General features: G+C 68.7%; 18 protein-coding genes. 7 read left to right on the top strand and 11 right to left on the bottom strand.

Annotated features, from left to right (window positions below):
- Nucleotides 1–9: 9 nt before the first annotated feature.
- The gene (locus AC07DI_RS32610) at nucleotides 10–804 is read right to left on the bottom strand and encodes a metal-dependent hydrolase (protein ID WP_478908090.1); all 795 of its coding nucleotides are present in this window, start codon (nucleotides 802–804) and stop codon (nucleotides 10–12) included.
- 61 nt (nucleotides 805–865) lie between these two features.
- Here AC07DI_RS32610 and AC07DI_RS32605 point away from each other — a divergent pair, with 61 nt between their 5' ends.
- From AC07DI_RS32605 to AC07DI_RS32590, 4 genes are read left to right on the top strand one after another with little or no spacing between them, the layout of a single operon-like run.
- The gene (locus tag AC07DI_RS32605) at nucleotides 866–3,439 is read left to right on the top strand and encodes a DEAD/DEAH box helicase (RefSeq protein ID WP_384253216.1); all 2,574 of its coding nucleotides are present in this window, start codon (nucleotides 866–868) and stop codon (nucleotides 3,437–3,439) included.
- A 46-nt stretch (nucleotides 3,440–3,485) separates the two neighbouring features.
- A complete protein-coding gene (locus AC07DI_RS32600) occupies nucleotides 3,486–4,388 on the top strand; it encodes an acyl-CoA thioesterase (protein WP_384253219.1) in 903 nt (300 codons plus the stop codon).
- Nucleotides 4,389–4,425: 37 nt separating this feature from the next.
- Nucleotides 4,426–5,607, top strand: coding sequence for a winged helix DNA-binding domain-containing protein (locus AC07DI_RS32595; protein ID WP_478908112.1), 1,182 nt, complete (start codon nucleotides 4,426–4,428; stop codon nucleotides 5,605–5,607).
- Between the two features lie 56 nt (nucleotides 5,608–5,663).
- Nucleotides 5,664–6,242: a tetratricopeptide repeat protein gene (locus tag AC07DI_RS32590; protein WP_478908087.1), complete on the top strand. Its 579-nt coding sequence runs from the start codon at nucleotides 5,664–5,666 to the stop codon at nucleotides 6,240–6,242.
- A 33-nt stretch (nucleotides 6,243–6,275) separates the two neighbouring features.
- On the opposite strand, the gene AC07DI_RS32585 is transcribed toward AC07DI_RS32590, so the two are convergent.
- From AC07DI_RS32585 to AC07DI_RS32555, 7 genes are all read right to left on the bottom strand, one after another.
- Nucleotides 6,276–7,199 carry a DUF6397 family protein gene (locus tag AC07DI_RS32585; protein WP_478908085.1) on the bottom strand — a complete coding sequence of 308 codons (924 nt, stop codon included), beginning with the start codon at nucleotides 7,197–7,199 and terminating at the stop codon, nucleotides 6,276–6,278.
- Between the two features lie 110 nt (nucleotides 7,200–7,309).
- Complete coding sequence (locus AC07DI_RS32580) at nucleotides 7,310–7,723, bottom strand: roadblock/LC7 domain-containing protein (protein WP_478908083.1); 414 nt, start codon at nucleotides 7,721–7,723, stop codon at nucleotides 7,310–7,312.
- Between the two features lie 233 nt (nucleotides 7,724–7,956).
- On the bottom strand, nucleotides 7,957–8,562 hold the full coding sequence (locus tag AC07DI_RS32575) for a GTP-binding protein (protein WP_478908082.1): 606 nt from the start codon (nucleotides 8,560–8,562) through the stop codon (nucleotides 7,957–7,959).
- Nucleotides 8,543–8,953: a DUF742 domain-containing protein gene (locus tag AC07DI_RS32570; protein ID WP_384253235.1), complete on the bottom strand. Its 411-nt coding sequence runs from the start codon at nucleotides 8,951–8,953 to the stop codon at nucleotides 8,543–8,545. Before AC07DI_RS32570 ends, AC07DI_RS32575 begins: the two co-directional genes overlap by 20 nt.
- Nucleotides 8,954–9,015: 62 nt before the next feature.
- Complete coding sequence (locus tag AC07DI_RS32565) at nucleotides 9,016–9,450, bottom strand: roadblock/LC7 domain-containing protein (protein ID WP_384253238.1); 435 nt, start codon at nucleotides 9,448–9,450, stop codon at nucleotides 9,016–9,018.
- Complete coding sequence (locus AC07DI_RS32560) at nucleotides 9,447–12,077, bottom strand: sensor histidine kinase (protein WP_478908081.1); 2,631 nt, start codon at nucleotides 12,075–12,077, stop codon at nucleotides 9,447–9,449. The genes AC07DI_RS32565 and AC07DI_RS32560 overlap by 4 nt, the downstream gene beginning before the upstream one ends.
- A gap of 52 nt (nucleotides 12,078–12,129) precedes the next feature.
- Nucleotides 12,130–12,906 (bottom strand): MHYT domain-containing protein, encoded by a 777-nt coding sequence (locus tag AC07DI_RS32555; RefSeq protein ID WP_478908080.1) that lies wholly within the window; start codon nucleotides 12,904–12,906, stop codon nucleotides 12,130–12,132.
- A 162-nt stretch (nucleotides 12,907–13,068) separates the two neighbouring features.
- Here AC07DI_RS32555 and AC07DI_RS32550 point away from each other — a divergent pair, with 162 nt between their 5' ends.
- The gene (locus AC07DI_RS32550; protein ID WP_478908079.1) at nucleotides 13,069–13,668 is read left to right on the top strand and encodes a class I SAM-dependent methyltransferase; all 600 of its coding nucleotides are present in this window, start codon (nucleotides 13,069–13,071) and stop codon (nucleotides 13,666–13,668) included.
- A gap of 21 nt (nucleotides 13,669–13,689) precedes the next feature.
- Here AC07DI_RS32550 and AC07DI_RS32545 read toward each other — a convergent pair whose 3' ends face one another.
- On the bottom strand, nucleotides 13,690–14,625 hold the full coding sequence (locus tag AC07DI_RS32545) for an oxygenase MpaB family protein (RefSeq protein ID WP_478908078.1): 936 nt from the start codon (nucleotides 14,623–14,625) through the stop codon (nucleotides 13,690–13,692).
- Nucleotides 14,626–14,724: 99 nt separating this feature from the next.
- On the opposite strand from AC07DI_RS32545, the gene AC07DI_RS32540 reads away from it, so the two are divergent.
- Together AC07DI_RS32540 and AC07DI_RS32535 are read left to right on the top strand one after the other, a co-directional pair.
- A complete protein-coding gene (locus AC07DI_RS32540; protein WP_478908077.1) occupies nucleotides 14,725–15,030 on the top strand; it encodes a hypothetical protein in 306 nt (101 codons plus the stop codon).
- A 141-nt stretch (nucleotides 15,031–15,171) separates the two neighbouring features.
- The gene (locus tag AC07DI_RS32535) at nucleotides 15,172–15,996 is read left to right on the top strand and encodes a hypothetical protein (RefSeq protein WP_478908076.1); all 825 of its coding nucleotides are present in this window, start codon (nucleotides 15,172–15,174) and stop codon (nucleotides 15,994–15,996) included.
- Nucleotides 15,997–16,105: 109 nt separating this feature from the next.
- On the opposite strand, the gene AC07DI_RS32530 is transcribed toward AC07DI_RS32535, so the two are convergent.
- Together AC07DI_RS32530 and AC07DI_RS32525 are read right to left on the bottom strand one after the other, a co-directional pair.
- Nucleotides 16,106–16,288, bottom strand: coding sequence for a hypothetical protein (locus tag AC07DI_RS32530; RefSeq protein WP_384253258.1), 183 nt, complete (start codon nucleotides 16,286–16,288; stop codon nucleotides 16,106–16,108).
- A gap of 165 nt (nucleotides 16,289–16,453) precedes the next feature.
- Entirely contained in the window at nucleotides 16,454–17,506 is a 1,053-nt protein-coding gene (locus AC07DI_RS32525; protein WP_478908075.1) for a fatty acid desaturase family protein, read from the bottom strand.
- Nucleotides 17,507–17,672 lie beyond the last annotated feature (166 nt).

Genomic DNA, 17,672 nt, shown 5'->3' with positions numbered 1-17,672 from the left:
GAACAGCCTTCAGATGAAGTTGAGCGCGGCCGCGCCGCCCACTCCCCCGAGCAGCATGAACACCGGCATGAGCACCTTGAGCTCGATCCAGCTTCCGGCCCGGAACCGCATCATCTTCGGCGGTCCGATCGGGTACCAGCGCTTGCGGCCGATGGGGATGGGCCACAGGATCGGGCACCCGGAGACGGTCAGCGCATCCCCGATGTCGTGCACCAGCGCACCTAGCACGATCGGCAGGCCCAGCCACAGATACTCCTGGCCAGGCGCGGTGAACATCCAGTCCGAGCCGTTGCCGGGCTCGTCCAGGATTCCGGCGAGGATCCAGGCACTCGTCGCCGCGAGCAACCACACCAGCACATCGCTGCTCGACCCGCGGGCCGCCCGCCACAGCAGGCCTTCGATGGCGAGCACCATGTGGACGAAGAGGATCGCGAGGACCGCCCAGCGTCCGCCGAAGATCGCCAGAGCCGATGCGCCCGCCCCTATCAGCACCGCCCACAGCCAGGTGTGCGTGAGCGTGCGGTGACCGCCGGAGCGACGCGGGTCCCCCTGTTTGCGGGTCGCCCTGTACACGGCGTACGAGAGTTTGTCGACAATTTCGCACAGGCCCCGCGAGAGTGGCCCGAAGGCCCGCGAGATGGTCGCCGACTTGTGGTCGAGATCGGGCGCGAGCGCCGCCCCGGCGCAGATCAGCGCTCCTACGAGGAGGACCGGCCAGGGCATCGTGTGTCCCGCGGCCGCCGAAGCGGCACCGACCCCCAGCCAGGCTGCCGCCCCCGACAGCGAGTGTGCCGGTCCCATCATTGCTGTTGCCCGCCCCATTTCCAGTCTTCTGACGCCCCGTTGGCGACACAGCGTAGCGTTCGTGATCTTCGTGGGAACGTCCGGTTCCCTGATCAGGTGGGAAGGAAGGCAAGATGGGGGTGTGACCCTTATCGATCAGCTGCCGCCGGATGCCGACCCCGATGCCCTCTACGAAGCCTTTTCGACATGGGCCGAGGACCAGGGCATCACGCTCTACCCGGCCCAGGAGGAGGCGCTGATCGAGGTGGTCTCCGGGGCGAACGTGATCTTGTCCACGCCGACCGGGTCCGGCAAGAGCCTGGTCGCGGCGGGCGCCCACTTCACGGCGCTCGCCCAGGACAAGGTCACCTTCTACACGGCGCCCATCAAGGCTCTGGTGTCGGAGAAGTTCTTCGACCTGTGCAAACTCTTCGGCACCGAGAACGTCGGCATGCTGACGGGCGACGCGTCGGTCAACGCCGACGCCCCCGTCATCTGCTGCACGGCCGAGGTCCTCGCCTCGATCGCGCTGCGGGACGGCAAGCACGCCGACATCGGCCAGGTCGTGATGGATGAATTCCACTTCTACGCCGAGCCGGACCGCGGGTGGGCCTGGCAGATCCCGCTCCTTGAACTCCCGCAGGCGCAGTTCATCCTCATGTCGGCGACCCTCGGCGACGTCAGCATGTTCGAGAAGGACCTGACACGACGCACCGGCCGGCCCACCTCGGTCGTCCGTTCCGCGACGCGCCCGGTCCCGCTGTCGTACGAATACCGTCTGACGCCGATCACCGAGACGCTCACCGAGCTCCTGGAGACCAAGCAGGCGCCGGTCTACATCGTGCACTTCACTCAGGCCCAGGCGGTCGAGCGCGCGCAGTCGCTGATGAGCATCAACATGTGCACGCGCGAGGAGAAGGACAAGATCGCCGACCTCATCGGCAGCTTCCGCTTCACCACCAAGTTCGGCCGCAACCTCTCCCGGTACGTGCGCCACGGGATCGGCGTGCACCACGCCGGCATGCTGCCCAAGTACCGACGACTGGTGGAGAAGCTCGCCCAGGCGGGCCTTCTCAAGGTCATCTGTGGCACGGACACCCTGGGTGTCGGCGTCAACGTGCCGATCCGCACCGTGCTGTTCACGGCGCTCACCAAGTACGACGGCACCCGGGTCCGCACGCTGCGGGCGCGGGAGTTCCATCAGATCGCCGGGCGCGCCGGGCGTGCGGGCTTCGACACGGCGGGACTCGTGGTCGCCCAGGCGCCCGAGCACGTCATCGAGAACGAGAAGGCCCTCGCCAAGGCCGGCGACGATGCGAAGAAGCGCCGCAAGGTGGTCCGCAAGAAGGCGCCGGAGGGCTTCATCGCCTGGTCCGAGAGCACCTTCGAGAAGCTCATCGCATCTGAGCCGGAGCCGCTGACCTCCCGCTTCCGCGTCACGCACACCATGCTGCTCTCCGTGATCGCCCGGCCCGGCAACGCCTTCAAGGCGATGCGCCATCTCCTCGAGGACAATCACGAACCGCGCAAACAGCAGCTGCGGCACATCCGCCGGGCCATCGCGATCTACCGCTCCCTCCTCGCCGGCGGCGTGGTGGAGAAGCTCGACGAGCCGGACGCCACGGGCCGCATCGTGCGCCTGACGGTCGACCTTCAGCAGGACTTCGCCCTCAACCAGCCCCTTTCGACGTTCGCCCTCGCCGCCTTCGAAGTGCTCGACCCCGAGTCCCCTTCGTACGCCCTGGACATGGTGTCCGTCGTCGAGTCCACTCTCGACGACCCGCGCCAGATCCTCGCGGCCCAGCAGAACAAGGCGCGGGGCGAAGCGGTGGCCCTGATGAAAGCGGACGGTGTCGAGTACGAGGAGCGGATGGAACGGCTCCAGGACATCACGTACCCGAAGCCCCTGGAGGAGTTGCTCTTCCACGCCTACAACACGTACCGCACCAGCCACCCGTGGGTCGGCGACCACCCCTTGTCCCCGAAGTCCGTCATCCGGGACATGTACGAGCGGGCGTTGTCCTTCACCGAATTCACGTCCTTCTACGAGCTCGCCCGCACCGAAGGCATCGTGCTGCGCTACCTCGCGGGCGCGTACAAGGCCCTGGAGCACACCATCCCGGACGACCTGAAGTCCGAGGACCTGGAGGATCTGATCGCCTGGCTCGGCGAGATGGTGCGTCAGGTCGACTCCAGCCTCCTCGACGAGTGGGAGCAGCTGGCGAACCCTGAGGTCATGACGGCCGAAGAGGCCCAGGAGAAGGCCGACCAGGTCAAGCCGGTCACCGCCAATGCCCGCGCCTTCCGCGTCCTGGTCCGCAACGCGCTGTTCCGCAGGGTCGAGCTGGCCGCGCTCGACCATGTGGAGGAGCTGGGCGAGCTGGACGCCGAATCCGGCTGGGACGCGGATGCGTGGGGTGAGGCCATGGACAAGTACTGGGACGAGTACGAAGATCTCGGCACCGGCCCCGATGCCCGTGGCCCCAAGCTGCTGCTCATCGAGGAGGATCCCGAGCACGGTCTGTGGCGCGTCCGGCAGACGTTCGCCGACCCGAACGGCGACCATGACTGGGGCATCAGCGCGGAGGTCGATCTCGCGGCTTCCGACGAGGAGGGCCGCGCCATCGTCCGTGTCACGGACGTCGGCCAGCTCTGAGCGCCCCGAGGATCCGCGTCTCCCGGACAGAAGTCGAGGAACTGTCATGAACAATCCCGCCGACCGGCTGGTCGACCTGCTGAACCTGGAGCAGATCGAGGTCAACATCTTCCGGGGCCGCAGCCCGAACGAATCCCTGCAGCGGGTGTTCGGTGGACAGGTCGCAGGACAAGCCCTGGTGGCGGCGGGCAGGACCACCGAGGGCGACCGCCCGGTGCACTCGCTCCACGCGTACTTCCTGCGCCCGGGTCGCCCGGGCGTTCCCATCGTGTACCAGGTCGAACGGGTCAGGGACGGGCGCTCCTTCACCACGCGCCGCGTCACCGCCGTCCAGCAGGGTCGCACCATCTTCAATCTCACCGCCTCCTTCCACCAGCCCGAGCAGGGCGCCTTCGAACACCAATTGCCGCCGCGCCTCGCGGCTCCGGATCCGGAGTCGCTGCCGACGGTCGCCGAGGAGATCAGGGAGCACCTCGGCGCGCTGCCGGAGCAGCTGGAACGCATGGCTCGGCGCCAGCCCTTCGACATCCGCTACGTCGAACGGCTGCGCTGGACCGCCGAGGAGATCAAGGACGCCGAGCCACGCAGCGCGGTGTGGATGCGCGCCGTCGGCCCACTGGGCGACGACCCCCTCGTGCATACCTGCGCACTCACGTACGCGAGCGACATGACGCTCCTCGACGCCGTCCGCATCCCGGTGGAGCCGCTCTGGGGCCCGCGGGGCTTCGACATGGCCTCGCTCGACCACGCCATGTGGTTCCATCGCCCCTTCCGCGCCGACGAGTGGTTCCTCTACGACCAGGAGTCACCCATCGTCACGGGGGGCCGGGGCCTCGCCCGTGGCCGCATCTACGACGCTGAGGGCAGGCTCCTGGTGTCAGTGGTGCAGGAGGGGCTGTTCCGTCCGTATGGGGAGCGCCACATGGACAGTCCGACACCAGACAGATGATCAGCGGCAATCCCGGGTGGGAGGCGCATTGCGACGGATCGAGGCAGCGGAGCGGCGGGCGAGGCTGGCGCTCCGCCACCGGCTGACCGCCCGGACCAGGTCGGACGATCCGGTCGAGGTGGCCCGGTCGCTGCTGGCCCTGCACGGCACCGACCCGTCGTCGGTGTACATCGGCGCCTGGGCCCGGATGCGGGACGGTCGTGTGGCGGACGTGGAGCGTGCCCTGTACGAGGATCGGTCCCTGATCCGCCTGATGGGGATGCGGCGCACGGTCTTCGTGACGTCCCTGGACGTGGCTCCGGTGTTGCAGGCCGCCTGCTCGCGAGCAGTTGCCACGAGGGAGCGCCGTCTCGTCCTGCGGATGCTTGCCGAAGCCGGCGTCGCCGATGACGCGACGGGTGTGGAGGCCTGGCTGGTGCAGGCCGAGGACGTGGCGCTGCGTGCTCTCAAGGGACGGGGGGAGGCGACGGCGAGTGAACTCGCCGGCGACGACCCTCTTCTGAGCACCGAGCTGGTCATGGCGCGCGGCAAGAGCTACGAGGGCCGGCAGAAGCTGGCCAGCCGGCTCCTTCTGCTGCTCTCCGCCGAGGGTCACGTAGTACGCGGAAGGCCGCGCGGAACGTGGGCCTCCCATCAGTATCGATGGGCGCCGCTGACGGACTGGTTTCCCGGTGGCCTCGCCGACTGGGACACCCAGGAGGCCGAGACAGAGTTCGCCCGGCGGTGGCTGCGCGCGTTCGGTCCGGCCACTGCGGACGACCTGCGCTGGTGGGCCGGGTGGACCAAGACCCAGACGAAGCGGGCGCTGACCGAACTGCGTCCCGTCGAGGTCGACTTGGAGGGGGCGCCCGGGCTGCTGCTTCCCGACGACGTCGAGGAGACTCCCCGCCCCGAGCCGTGGGCCGCTCTGCTGCCTGCGCTGGACTCCACCCCTATGGGCTGGCAGCACCGCCAATGGTTCCTCGGGGAGCACGGCCCGCGTCTCTTCGACAGAAGCGGCAACATCGGCCCCTCCGTGTGGTGGAACGGCCGCATCATCGGCGGTTGGGCCCAGGACGGCAACGGTGATGTCGTGTGCGGCTTCCTTGAGGACGTCGGCACAAATGCGCGGGAAGCGGTGCAAGCCGAGGCCGAGCGGCTCACCTCGCGTCTGGCCGGCGTACGGCTCAGCCCGCGCACCCGGGGACGTACCTGGCTTGAGGAAGAATTGGCCCGGTGACGGCATCAGGGCAGGGCGACAGCAGGACTTGACAGACATCTGCGCTTCCGTTCGGAATGGGTTGCGGTTTTCGTTGCGGCCGGGACGGACGGCATGAATCGCAACGCGGCGAAGGGGACGGGGAGTTGCTCGGAGATATTGGTGTGGACAGGGATCGGTTGCTGTCGGAAGCCGTTCGGCTACGCGAGACCGGCCGACGCGAGGAAGCCAGGGAGCGACTCGTAGCGCTCTGCGCACATCTCCCCCATGACGTGGAGGTGGCGTATCAGACTGCCTGGGTCCACGACACACTCGGCCTCGAGGCGGAGGCGGTGCCGCATTACGAACGAGCGGTCAGTGTGCCGGGCCTGTCGGACGTCGATCGCCGCGGAGCTCTGCTGGGTCTGGGCAGTACCTATCGGATATTGGGGCGTTACGAAGAAGCCGTCGCCACACTGGCCGATGCCGCGGCGGAGTTCCCCGATGACGGCGCACTCAAGACTTTCCTGGCCATGGCGTTGTACAACACCGGCCGGACCCATGAGGCGATGAAGATGCTTCTGACCCTGCTCGCCGCCACGAGCAGCGATCCGGAACTGGCGGGTTACCTCCCCGCCATCGAGGAGTACGCCAAGAACCTGGACGCGACGGTGTAACGGCGCCTGCACCGATGCCCCGACGCCTGCATCCTATGTCCTCCTGCGGCGCAACCACTTCATCAAGCCTCGCGACTCCTGACGTGACCCCTGGACCGCGACCTCGCTCAACGGCTCGGAGGCGGGCTGGGGCGTGGCCGTCACAGACTTGGCGTGTTGAGCGGGCCGTGGTGCCGGACGCTGTGCTCGGGCCTGCACGAGACCGATCAACAGGCTTGAGCGCAGCCACCGGATCTCGTCGGGGTCGTCCGCGGTCGTGATCTTCTCCAGGATCCGTGCCCCGGGCGAGTCCGGTGCTCCATGGGTGCGGGGCACGGGCTTGAGCCGATTGAGGTAGGCCCGTTCGTAGGGGTCCCTGATGAACTCCGCGGTCTGTACCGGGTCGAGTAGGGAAGCCATGGCGGCGGCGCGCTCCCACGGATCGTCGGACTGGCGCAGGAGGAACCCTGCGTAACGCCCCCGCCAATTGCGTGCTCGCAGGTCCTGGCCCCCGTCGAGGCGGTTCCGCATCGTCTCCGGCATACGTCCCGTGAGCAGCTTGGTGTTGATCTTGGATTCGGCGAAATGCCGTAGTTCTTCTGCGAGGTAGAGCCACACGACCGCCCGGTAGCGATTCAGGTAGAAGCGCACGGGCGTCAGGACGCCGGCACGTGCGAGGCGGGTGAACCGGGCCGTGGTGATGCCCATGAGCCCTGCGGCTTCCGTGGTGCCCACGGCTCTGACACTCTCTCGCAGCATCTCGGGAAAACCGTCGCAGCCGCGCAGTCGGTCGATCTCTTCGCGGGTGACCCGTCGCTGGCCGCCCGTCGCCTCCCCTACCGTGCGGATGCGCCCCAGCATTACTGCCAGGTCGAACTCGCCCCGCTTCAGCCCCAGTTCCTTCGCTGCCCGGCTCGGCGTGACCGCCGACGGCAGGGTCGCCGCGCGTGCGGGTTGCGTAATGGTGCCACCGGTCATGGTTGATCTCCCCCGTGAGATGTGCTTGCTCTCGGGAAAAACCGTAGCCCGATCACCGCGATCCTCGCCGAGCCTGTGGATAACTCTTGACGTGGCGACGTCAGCGCAGGTCAGAGGTCCACGACTGGCGTGCGTTCGGGTTGTCGGGCGTCCACGCCCAGATGCTCTCCGACACGGTTCACGAGCAGCGTCATCTCGTAGACCACCTGGCCGATGTCGGCCTCCGCCGAGCTCAGAACACACAGACAGCTGCCCTCGCCCGCCGCTGTGACGAAGAGGACGGCGTCGTCGAACTCGATCATCGTCTGGCGCACGTCGCCGGCATGAAAGTGTCGCCCGGACCCTTTGGCGAGGCTGTGCAGTCCGGAGGAGACCGCGGCGAGATGCTCTGCGTCCTCCCGTTCGAGATCCGAGCTCGCGCTGGTCACCAGGCCGTCGTTGGACAGCACCAGCGCATGCCGTACGTGCTCCATCCGCTGCGTCAAGTCGTCCAGTAGCCAGCCGAGCCCCGTGTTGTGCCCCATGTTCTGTCTCCCCGTGTACCTTCCCCCTGGCTGGAGGATCTGACCTGCCAGCCTTCACCACGACCGGCGCCCCGGCAAGCGTGATGGGGACATGGCACAGAAGATGACCGATCACCAATGACCAGTGACCAATGACGGGCCCTCATCTGGCCCGGCACCTGCGCCGTCGGCCTCTCGACCGTCGGGGATGGGCGGCGTCCCGCACAGCACGCCGATCGGATGGCTCGGTGGCCTCAGCCCACGGAGTCGAGCAGCCGTGCGGTATGGACCCGCCCCGCATGTTCGACCAGGCGTATCAGCACCTCCTTGCCCGAATCACGGTCCCGGGCGTCGCACAGCACCACCGGCGTTCCTCGGTCGAGGTCCAGGGCACGCGACACGTCCTGCGCGCCGTAGGCACGCGTGTTGGCGAAGCAGTTGACCGCAACGACGAACGGGATGTGACGATGCTCGAAGTAGTCCACTGCGGGGAAGCAGTCCTCGAGCCGTCGGGTGTCCGCGAGCACCACTGCGCCGAGAGCGCCCTGTGACAGCTCGTCCCACAGGAACCAGAACCGGTCCTGGCCCGGAGTGCCGAACAAGTACAGCGACAGGCCGGACCGGATGGTGATGCGGCCGAAGTCCATGGCCACAGTCGTCGTGGTCTTCCGGTCGACGCCTTCGGTGTCGTCCACCGAATGGCCCACCTCGCTCAGCACTTCTTCGGTGCGCAGTGGGCGGATTTCGCTGACCGCGCCGACCAGGGTGGTCTTGCCCACCCCAAAGCCGCCCGCGACCAGAATCTTCAGCGCCATGGCAGCTGTCTCGGCGGCCACGGCGTCAGAGCGCTCGGAGCCCATCGATCACCTCTCGCAGGATCTTTTCGTCGGGAAGTCGCGCTGGCGGCACCGGTCGGGTGACTGTGACGCAACCCATCTCCAGCAGATCGCCGAGAAGCACCCTGACCACCCCCACGGGCAGATCAGCGCCGGCGGCGAGCTCGGCGACGGACTGTGTCTCGGCGCGGCACAGTTCCATGAGAGCCCGGTGTTCAGGGCCGAGCACGGCGTCACCCGGCCCAGGGGCGTCGGAATCGAACGTCACGAGGGCGATCAGGTCGAAGCGGACCCCGCGGGGCCCCGGACTGGTCCGCCCGCCCGTCATCGCGTAGGGCCGGACGAGGGGCCCGGCTTCGTTGTCGTACCACTGGCTGCCGGGCCGATCCGGCATGCTGCTCATGTCCTCGGTCATACGTTCCGACCGCCCTCGGTCACGGCGTTGCGTCTTCGGTCATGAGGTCCCGACCGTCCCGGTCATCCGGCGACCGGCGGCCGCTCGACGCAGCGCGCCGGAGTGTAGAGGTGTTCGCCGACCCGTTTCACCATGCGCGCCATCTCGTACGCGACAAGGCCGATGTCGGCCGCCACTGAGGAGAGAACCGCAAGGCAGGAGCCGTCGCCCGCGGCTGCGACGAACAGGAAGGCGTCGTCCATCTCAACCATGGTCTGGCGCACTCCGCCTGCCCCGAAGTGCCGGCCTGTCCCCTTGGCCAGGCTGTGGAAGCCCGAGGCCACGGCGGCGAGGTGTTCCGCGTCCTCGCGGGTGAGACCCGTGGACGCACCGACCGGCAGTCCGTCGTTGGACAGCACCACGGCGTGCCGCACCTCGCCCACGCGCAGTACCAAGTCGTCCAGCAGCCAGTCGAGTTGTCCGGTCTGCTCTGTCGGGGTGCGCTGATCCTGGATCATGTGGTGTCTCCTTCGCTGCTGTCCGTGCCCGCTTCATGCGCCGGACTCGCCGGGGCCGAACCGCCGGTGCCGGGAAGCGGGCCGCCCCCGCGGGCCCAGCCGTCGCGGTAGGCGGTCATGCGGTCGCGCACCTGCTCCGGGCTGCGCTCGTCCTGTCTCCTTGTTCCTGCTGAGTCGCCTTGGTCCGCGGGATGGCGTTCGCGCAGCTGAGGGGCGAGGCTCGCCTGACGGACTCGGCGCGGCAGTTCGCCCGACGTATCGTGGGCATCGGCCCTGGCTATGTCGAGGGAGCCGTTGCCGTGACGATCAGCGGAAGTGGTCTCCGGGGTGTCCCGCGTGTCTCCACCCCGGTGCAGACGCAACGTCGTGACGCCTACGACGGACGATTCCTCGGCCGCTGCGGCCAGCACGGGATGCGGTGCAGGGGCAGGGGCAGGAACAGAGTCGGCGTTCATGTGGTGATGGGCTGCTCCCCGCACGGGGGCGTACTCCTTGCCCGGGTCGTCCCTGCGTGCCAGGGGGCGGGGCGCAGCGGTGTGGGTCCCGGTGTCTTCCGCCGTGTGGCTGTGCAGCAGCGCAGTGGGCAGCAGCACGACCGCGGTGGTGCCGCCGTAAGGGGACGTGCGCAGGTGCACCTTGATGCCGTGGTGAGCTGCGAGCCTGCTGACCACGAAGAGACCGAGCTGATCGCTGTCGAACAGGTCGAGCCCCTCGGACTGCTCGACGCGGCGATTGGTTTCGGTGAGCATCTCCTTGCCCATGCCGAGCCCTCGGTCCTCGATCTCCAAGGCATAGCCGTTCCCCACCGGTTCGCCACTGACCCGCACCTTGGTGTGGGGCGGTGAGAACTGGGCGGCGTTTTCGACGAGTTCGGCCAAGAGGTGGGTGAGGTCGGCCACGGCGGTCCCGATGACCGAGGCCGCGGGGAGTTGTCGTACCTCCACGCGCGCGTAGTCCTCGACTTCGGACACCGCCGCACGCACCACGTTCGTCAGGGAGACGGGCATCCGCCAGGCGCGGCCCGGGGCGGCGCCGGACAGGATGATCAGGCTCTCCGCGTGGCGCCTCATCCGGGTCGTCAGGTGGTCGAGCCGGAAGAGGTCACTGAGTTCGTCGGGATCATCCGCCCTGCGCTCCATGCTGTCGAGAAGGCTGAGCTGCCGGTGAACGAGGACCTGCGTCCTGCGGGCCAGATTGACGAACACTCCGGAGATGCCGCTGGCGAGCTCCGCACGCTCGATCGCCGCACGCAGCGCTGCCCGGTGGACGGTATCGAGCGCTTCGGAGACCTGTCCCGTCTCGTCCTCCGCGGCCGGCCCCTGGGGCGCCTCGGCACGGATGTCGATCTCCTCTCCGGCGCGCAGCCTCCGCATGGCCTCCGGCAGTTTGCGGTGAGCGATCTCCAGGGCACCGTTGCGCAGGCTGACGAGTTCGACGACGAGGCCTCGGCCGATGCGTACGGAGATGACGAGTGAGGCGGTGACCGCAACGAGTCCGAGAAGTACGGCGGCACCTGCCGCGGTGAGCACTCCGTGAGTGAGCGGGTCGGCGCCGTCCGCGGCGCTGTGTGCCGCCTTCTCCTCAATGGCGCGGAGCCCGCCGCTGACAGCCGCGTAGGCCTCGTCCCAGGGGCCCCCTGGGGCAGCGGCGAGCGCCTTGCGGCCGGGCTCGGCCAGCGTCACCTTGTCCTCGGTGGTCCGAACCACTCCGTAGGCGCCGCCTGCATCAACTTCACGCCAGGCCGCCCGCTCCGGTGCGCCCAGGTCCGCGACCGCCGTTTCGGTCAGCGTCCTGCGGGTGGCGACCGCACCGGTGAACAGCCGGAGCCGCTCACCCTCCAGGGCCCCGTCCAGCCGGGCGGCGGCGAGCAGGGCGTCCTCTCTCGCCAGCATCTCCCCCGCTCTGGAGAATTCGAGCAGCACGCGCGCGTGGGACCCCTGTGCGGCGTCCTGCATGCCGGTGAGGGCGCCGCCCACCGCGAAGGCGCGAGTGATCGTCTTCGTGTACTGGCCGTACGCCACGTCCCACCCCGTTCGGCCGTCCAGCACTTCGGCCCGTAAGGAGCGCAGGCTCCCGACGCCGGACACGAACGCTGACAGCCGGTCGGTCACGCCTTTGGGGAGTCCCGCTCCGTCCGCGACGGTTCGATGGTCACCCAAGGTCAGCCGGGCCACGGCGCGGTCGGTCCGCGTCGCCTGCCTTCGCAGTGCGCCGCCACGGTCGGCGTCCGGTTCTGCCGCGTACCGTACGGCGGCGACACGTTCCGCTTGGAGTGCCGTGACGGTCGCCTCGACCGGCGTACGCACGTCGGCGTCGACGCGCTGCACCTGGCGCAGGCGTGCCACGTCCTGTGCCGTGCTGACCGTCGCGTAGCCCCACAGGGCGAGGAGCGAGACGACGGGCACCATCAGCAGACAGACGATCTTGGCGCGCACAGTGCGCGGCCGTGCCCGCCACCAACCCGCGCGCGTGGGTGCTCTGGTGGGCGACGGATCGGTGAACCGTTCCTCTCGGTCGTGGTGTTCATCGGCGGGTGGGCCCGCGTGGGCGCGGCGGCCACGCGTCGGGGAATCCGGAGGCAGAGGTGCTGTCTCGGACGGCTCGGGAGTGCTGCGGGGGATGTCCATGGCCTCCTCGCTGGGGTGGGGTGCGGTGTGTCGCCCGGCCGGCCCGTCGACGTCAGAAGCGGGCTGCGTCGTCGAGGGGTCGCTGGGCCGAAACGGAGGCCTCGCGTTCGCCCGTGGTCGGGGACAGCGCGACGAATGCCGAGGTCAGGAAGAGGTAGGACCCGAGGCCTACGGCGAGAGGGAAGATGAACTGCATCGTCGTGGCGCCGGGCAGTGCTGCTTCGGAGGGAGTCACCCTTACGCTCACCGCTAGCATTCCCGTGTAGTGCATGCTGCTCACCGCCCCGCCCATCACCAGTGACGCCACCACGACCGCGAGCGGCGACTTGATGTTGAGACCTGCCCACAGAGCCGCGGTCGCGGCGACGACCGCGATGACCACGGAGAGTCCGACGAGTACCGGGTCGTACCGCACGTCGCCGTGCAGGCGCAGGGCCGCCATCCCCAGGTAGTGCATGCTCGCGACGCCCAGCCCCGTGGTGAGCCCACCGAGTGCGAGGGCACGTGCGCGATCCCGTCCGTATCCCACGGCGAAGACTCCGGTGCCTACCACCACCACCGCGACCAGGAGGCTGAGGATGGTGAGGGGCACGTTGTAGTGGATCTCTGTGCCGGTGACGCCGAAGCCGAGCATGGCGATGAAGTGCATCGTCCAGATGCCGGTACCGAGGGCGGAGGCGGCGGTGACAAGCCAGTTGCGGCGTGAGCGGCCCGAGGCGCCCAGCGCGCGGACGGTGCAGCGCAGCCCGAGGGCGGCGCCGATACAGGCCATCGCGTACGACAGTACGGGGGTCAGCCAGCCGAAGGTGGCGTGGTCCAGGTGTCCCATGGCCCCGGGACGCTAGTCCGACCTGGGGCGCACGATGGGGGCGCATTTCGAAAGCTGCCGGAATATGACAGAGAGGCGGCCTGGAACGATCGCGTCACGCTCGAACGAGTGCACCCAACGCGCGTGCGACCGCGTACGACCGCGTGCGGGATCATGGGTCGCATGAGCGACGACCATGCGAAGGTCCAGGAGTTCTTCACAGCGCGCGCGGCCGGCTGGGACGCCCGCTTTCCCGACGACGGACCGGCCTATCGAGCCGCCGTCAACGAGCTGACGCTCCGCCCGGGCTCGTCCGTACTCGATGCCGGATGCGGGACCGGGCGAGCGCTGCCGGCGCTCAGGGACGCCGTAGGGTCCTCCGGCGTGGTCCTCGGGGTTGACCTGACGCCGGCCATGCTGGAGGCCGCTACACGCGCGGGCAGGCACCACCACGGAGAGCTCGTGCGTGCCGACGTGGCGCGTCTGCCGCTGCGCGCGGAGTCACTCGACGCGGTCTTCGGCGCCGGCCTCATCGCCCATCTGCCCGATCCCGCCGAGAATCTGCAGGAGTTGAGGCGGGTGGTGCGCCCTGGAGGGCTGCTCGCCCTCTTCCATCCCATCGGCAGGGCGGCGCTCGCGGCACGGCAGGGGCGGCAGCTCACTCCGGACGATCTGCGGGCGGAGGCGAACCTCACCCCGCTCCTTACCGGTTCCGGCTGGCGCATGACGTCCTACGTCGACGAGGATGCCCGTTTTCTCGCAGTGGCCGTACGCCGGGACTGAGCGCGCCCCGGGCGACGGCGGTCATGATCGCGGTGTCGTGCCCCGCTGTACCAGGTCGGGCCAAGTCGCCGCTGAACCGCCGCCGCGTGGAACCGGGCATCCACGAACGCCGGGCACGGGAAACGAGCCGAGCTCGGCGATCTCGTACCCGTCCGGGTATCCCTTGATCTCGCGGTTCTGTCGCGCGTGATGCGGCGTAACGCGCGGCGGCATGAGGCGCACCGTGCGCCCCCGCAGTCGCACCGCACCCCTGACGATGGAGCGGGTGACCGCACCCGGCTGCTCATAGCGGAAAGCCCGCAGCAACGGCTCGTCGAGGAGCGCAAGGGTCGCACGGCGCAGCAGCGGAGCCATGGGGCGCGGATACCACGAGGCCATCAGGACCAATGTCGCGTCGGACACCGCACGCGCTTCTGGGTCCCAGTTGAAGTAGGCCTTTTCGTAGCCGTCGAGGGTCGCCTCGAACTCGTCGTAGCTTGCCGGGATTTCCTTGATGCCCAGATGCTGCCCGAGGGTGCGGTAGTACGCGGCGGTGGCCTCCCTCTCGTGACGTGACAGCCTGCGCCAGCCGTAGGCATCGATCCACCGCTTCGGTACCACTACGAAGGTGCACAGTACGTAGCGCATGTCGTCGTTGCTGATGTCGTAGCTGCGATGCATCTGGTTGATGCGGCGGATGGCGGCGCGGCCCTTTTCGCTCGTGAAACCGTGCTCCACGACGGCGTCGAGGAGCAGCACCGTGTCGTCGTAACGCTTCTGCGTACGATTCGTCAGCTCGGCTGTCTGTGCGAGCAGACGACCGATACTGGGCACTGCGTAGGTGCGGTAGAGCGCGAGTTCGAGAGCGCGCGTATAGTCCCACGGAAATTCGAACGCCGTGGTGAGTCGGTAGATCTCGAGGAAGTCCCGCTCCGGATCCAGGCGCCTGATCTGCTCGAGCCGCTCGAAACGCTTCATGGCGCGGTCCCCCTTCTGTCGCCGGAGCACCAACTCTACTTTGGGGCACGGAAGATGAACGCTCAGCGGCGGTGGCCGGGCCGGGGGAAGGTGGACCGCATGTTTGACGGATTCCGCAAATACTGGCGTGCCAACAAGCCGGTACGAGACGTGGATGATCCCGCCCGGATACATGAGGGTCCCAGGCGCACGCACAACCTCTTCGAAGCGGCCGCCGTCTATGTGTCGGCATGCGCCGAGAACGATGAGGACGAGATGGACGAAGCCACCGGCTGGGTCTCTCCGGAGGCACTGTCGTTCGGCGTGAGCGAGCTCGCGTGCCGAGCGGTCATCGCTCTCGCCCGCGAACGCGACGAAGCACCGCGGGACGTGGCCCGGTCACTCCTGGGTCTGCCCGCCGCGTGACTCTCCCGTCTTGCGCCGGTTCCCCTCCCGGGCTGTCGGAGACGGTGGGCCGCTCGTGAATTTCCTGGTCATCCACCCCTCGACGATCTCTGGGGCGAGTGGTTAGGGTGCGCCGACGGATGAAGCGATGGGGAGGCTGGCATGGCCGGGACGGACGACGCTGTCGCCGCCGAGGACGACGCGCTGTACGTGCTGACAGCAGTGCTCCTCACGCCCGCGAAGTTCCCCAGCGTGCTGGGCGACGACTATCCCGAAGCATGTGCGGCGCTCGGTCTCGCGCCGCTCGCCGCCGGGTACGGACTGGTGCTCGGCCAGGACGGCGAGGGCGCGCGCTGGACGGTCGTCGTCGATGACGTGTCCCTCGTGGCCGTGGCGATCGCTTCCTGGGACTGCGGCATGGAGTACGACCTGTCGCCTGACGAACGTACGGTGGTCACCGCGCTGCCCGGCTGGCCTCTCGCGGTCGCCGTGGCAGCTCCCGGGGTGCCGGCCCCGCACGATCCGGAACCGGACCCCGAGGACGCCGCGCGGCCACCGCTCTCACCACCGACTGCCGACACCTGGGGGCCCGCTCAGCGGCGGCTGGGCGCCGATGAGATAGCGCTGCAGTGGGCGGCCTGGCGAGCTCAGGTGAACGACGTCGACTTCGCCGGGGACGGAGCCGAAGAGGATGCCCCGGAGAGCACCGGAGCGGCTCCGCCGACCGGCGTCCGGCGGGTCCTGGCGGAAGCCCGGGCGTACGTGGACACTCCCCCGCCGCTGGGCCGGGTGCGTTCGTCCTTCGCCTCGGGGGACGCGCGCACCCTTCGGGCCGACGGACCCGGCTGGTCCATGGTCGCCAGGACGGACGACATCGCATTCGTCCTGCTGGACGAGGAACCTGGAGAGGTGCTTCCGGTGGGCCGGGGGCCCGAACTTCCCGCGCTGCTGGAAGCCCTCGACAAGATGGCGGTCCGCCCTTCCTGAGCCGGGCCGGAGACTCCCTCGCGGATCGGCCAGCCGCCCGCTTCAGGACTGCCAAGGACGCAGCTCTGAGCGGCCGGGCCTCACGGATATCGGACCGCGCACACGGCTCTCAGCGTCCTATCTCCTTGCGCGTGACGCGCCGCAGCCTTCGCCGCTGACCGGAGTCGAGGGTCAGATAGGCAGCCGTGGGAACTCCGAGCACGATCAGGAGTGCGGCCCACCACGGCAGCCAGATCAGCAGAATGAGTCCGGCCGCCACACCTCCTGCGGCGATCTTCGCGTTCTTCGACATGTGTGTCGCCTCCTTCGCGGCTTCTGCCGCTCTCTGCCCTGGAAAACGGGATCGGGCCTCTCGTGGTTCCTGACCGCGCCCCTGAGAGAGCCCTGAACCGTGACCCTTACTGGTCGCGGTCCCCAGAACCCTGGCTCGCGGAATGGCTACTCACCGCCCTTACGGCTACTCGATCCGGAGCGGCTCGCCGACCTCGTACATGTGGCGCAGTACCTGACGGTAGGAGTCGACGAATCCGGCCTCCGCGTAGGACATGTCTACGCGGGCGCAGTGTGCGCGCACGACCGGCTGGGCGAGCCGGAGGTGCGGGCGGGGCATGCTGGGAAACAGGTGATGTTCGATCTGGTAGTTGAGGCCGCCGAGGAACCAGTCGACCACGGGGCCGCCGCGGATGTTGCGTGAGGTGAGCACCTGGCGCCGCAGGTGTCCCCACCGTTCCCCGTCCGGGTCCGGCATCTCCATGCCCTTGTGGTTGGGCGCGAAGGCAAGCCCGAGGTGCAGGCCGAACAGCGCTTGGTGGATCGCGGCGAAGGCGACGGCGTGGCCGAGGGGCATCGCGGTGAGCAGCAGCGCCACGTAGCCGACGAGGTGAGCGACGAGCAGGAGGCCCTCCACCACGCGTTCGCGCGCATCCTGGCGACGCAGGTCCTTGAAGCCGTAGATCTTCATGGCGACGCCCTGAAGGAGCGTCAGCGGGAAGAAGAGCCAGGCCTGATTGCGGGTGAGCCAGCGCCGGAAACCCACCCTGACCTTGGCCTGCTTGCTGGTCCACACGAGGACGTCCGCGGCGACATCAGGGTCCTTCTCGATGTGGTTGGGGTTCGCGTGGTGCCTGTTGTGCTTGTCGTTCCACCAAGCCGAACTCATCCCGAGCAAGAGGTTGCCGTGCACGAGGCCGATGGCGCGGCCGGCGGACCGGTTTCCGGTTATCTGCGAATGGCCCGCGTCGTGGCCGATGAACGCCGTCCGGGCGCACAGGACGGACAGGACGGGGGCGAGCAGCAGTACCCACCACGAGGTTCCGAGAAGGAACATTCCGATGCCCACAGCCGCCAGCGCGAGGGTGTTGATCGCGATGGTGCGTATGTACCAGCCGATGCGGCGGTTCAGGAGACCCTGCTCCTTGACCGTGCGCAGGAGGGGAGCGAAATCACTTCCGGCGGTCTGCCTGCCAGCGTTGACTGGAGGGCGTTCCGCGACTGCCGCGGCCTGGGGCATGGTGGGTCTCCGGTGTTCGTGACGACGGGCTGACCTCACAGAACGTACGGATCAGCGGCCCATGGCCGCCATGGCGGCACCACCCGGGTACGACCGGGGGGCAGCACCGCTCGGCAGAGGGGGGCTGGCTACACCCCTCCCTGCCGTAGTGACCTGAATCACCGCC

It is taken from the genome of Streptomyces sp. NPDC044106, from assembly GCF_056433985.1.
Note: the sequence above shows the minus strand (reverse complement) of the source record. Positions and strands in the feature narration are given on the sequence as shown.

What these genes read in the sequence shown, in the direction of transcription:
- AC07DI_RS32565 (WP_384253238.1), bottom strand. Translation starts at nt 9,450, where the DNA reads ATGATCCAGGATCAGCGCACCCCGACAGAGCAGACCGGACAACTCGAC.
- AC07DI_RS32550 (WP_478908079.1), top strand. Translation starts at nt 13,069, where the DNA reads ATGAGCGACGACCATGCGAAGGTCCAGGAGTTCTTCACAGCGCGCGCG.
- AC07DI_RS32570 (WP_384253235.1), bottom strand. Translation starts at nt 8,953, where the DNA reads ATGACCGAGGACATGAGCAGCATGCCGGATCGGCCCGGCAGCCAGTGG.
- AC07DI_RS32535 (WP_478908076.1), top strand. Translation starts at nt 15,172, where the DNA reads ATGGCCGGGACGGACGACGCTGTCGCCGCCGAGGACGACGCGCTGTAC.
- AC07DI_RS32575 (WP_478908082.1), bottom strand. Translation starts at nt 8,562, where the DNA reads ATGGGCTCCGAGCGCTCTGACGCCGTGGCCGCCGAGACAGCTGCCATG.
- AC07DI_RS32525 (WP_478908075.1), bottom strand. Translation starts at nt 17,506, where the DNA reads ATGCCCCAGGCCGCGGCAGTCGCGGAACGCCCTCCAGTCAACGCTGGC.
- AC07DI_RS32545 (WP_478908078.1), bottom strand. Translation starts at nt 14,625, where the DNA reads ATGAAGCGTTTCGAGCGGCTCGAGCAGATCAGGCGCCTGGATCCGGAG.
- AC07DI_RS32610 (WP_478908090.1), bottom strand. Translation starts at nt 804, where the DNA reads ATGATGGGACCGGCACACTCGCTGTCGGGGGCGGCAGCCTGGCTGGGG.
- AC07DI_RS32585 (WP_478908085.1), bottom strand. Translation starts at nt 7,199, where the DNA reads ATGACCGGTGGCACCATTACGCAACCCGCACGCGCGGCGACCCTGCCG.
- AC07DI_RS32540 (WP_478908077.1), top strand. Translation starts at nt 14,725, where the DNA reads ATGTTTGACGGATTCCGCAAATACTGGCGTGCCAACAAGCCGGTACGA.
- AC07DI_RS32600 (WP_384253219.1), top strand. Translation starts at nt 3,486, where the DNA reads ATGAACAATCCCGCCGACCGGCTGGTCGACCTGCTGAACCTGGAGCAG.
- AC07DI_RS32560 (WP_478908081.1), bottom strand. Translation starts at nt 12,077, where the DNA reads ATGGACATCCCCCGCAGCACTCCCGAGCCGTCCGAGACAGCACCTCTG.
- AC07DI_RS32555 (WP_478908080.1), bottom strand. Translation starts at nt 12,906, where the DNA reads ATGGGACACCTGGACCACGCCACCTTCGGCTGGCTGACCCCCGTACTG.
- AC07DI_RS32580 (WP_478908083.1), bottom strand. Translation starts at nt 7,723, where the DNA reads ATGGGGCACAACACGGGGCTCGGCTGGCTACTGGACGACTTGACGCAG.
- AC07DI_RS32530 (WP_384253258.1), bottom strand. Translation starts at nt 16,288, where the DNA reads ATGTCGAAGAACGCGAAGATCGCCGCAGGAGGTGTGGCGGCCGGACTC.
- AC07DI_RS32590 (WP_478908087.1), top strand. Translation starts at nt 5,664, where the DNA reads ATGGGTTGCGGTTTTCGTTGCGGCCGGGACGGACGGCATGAATCGCAA.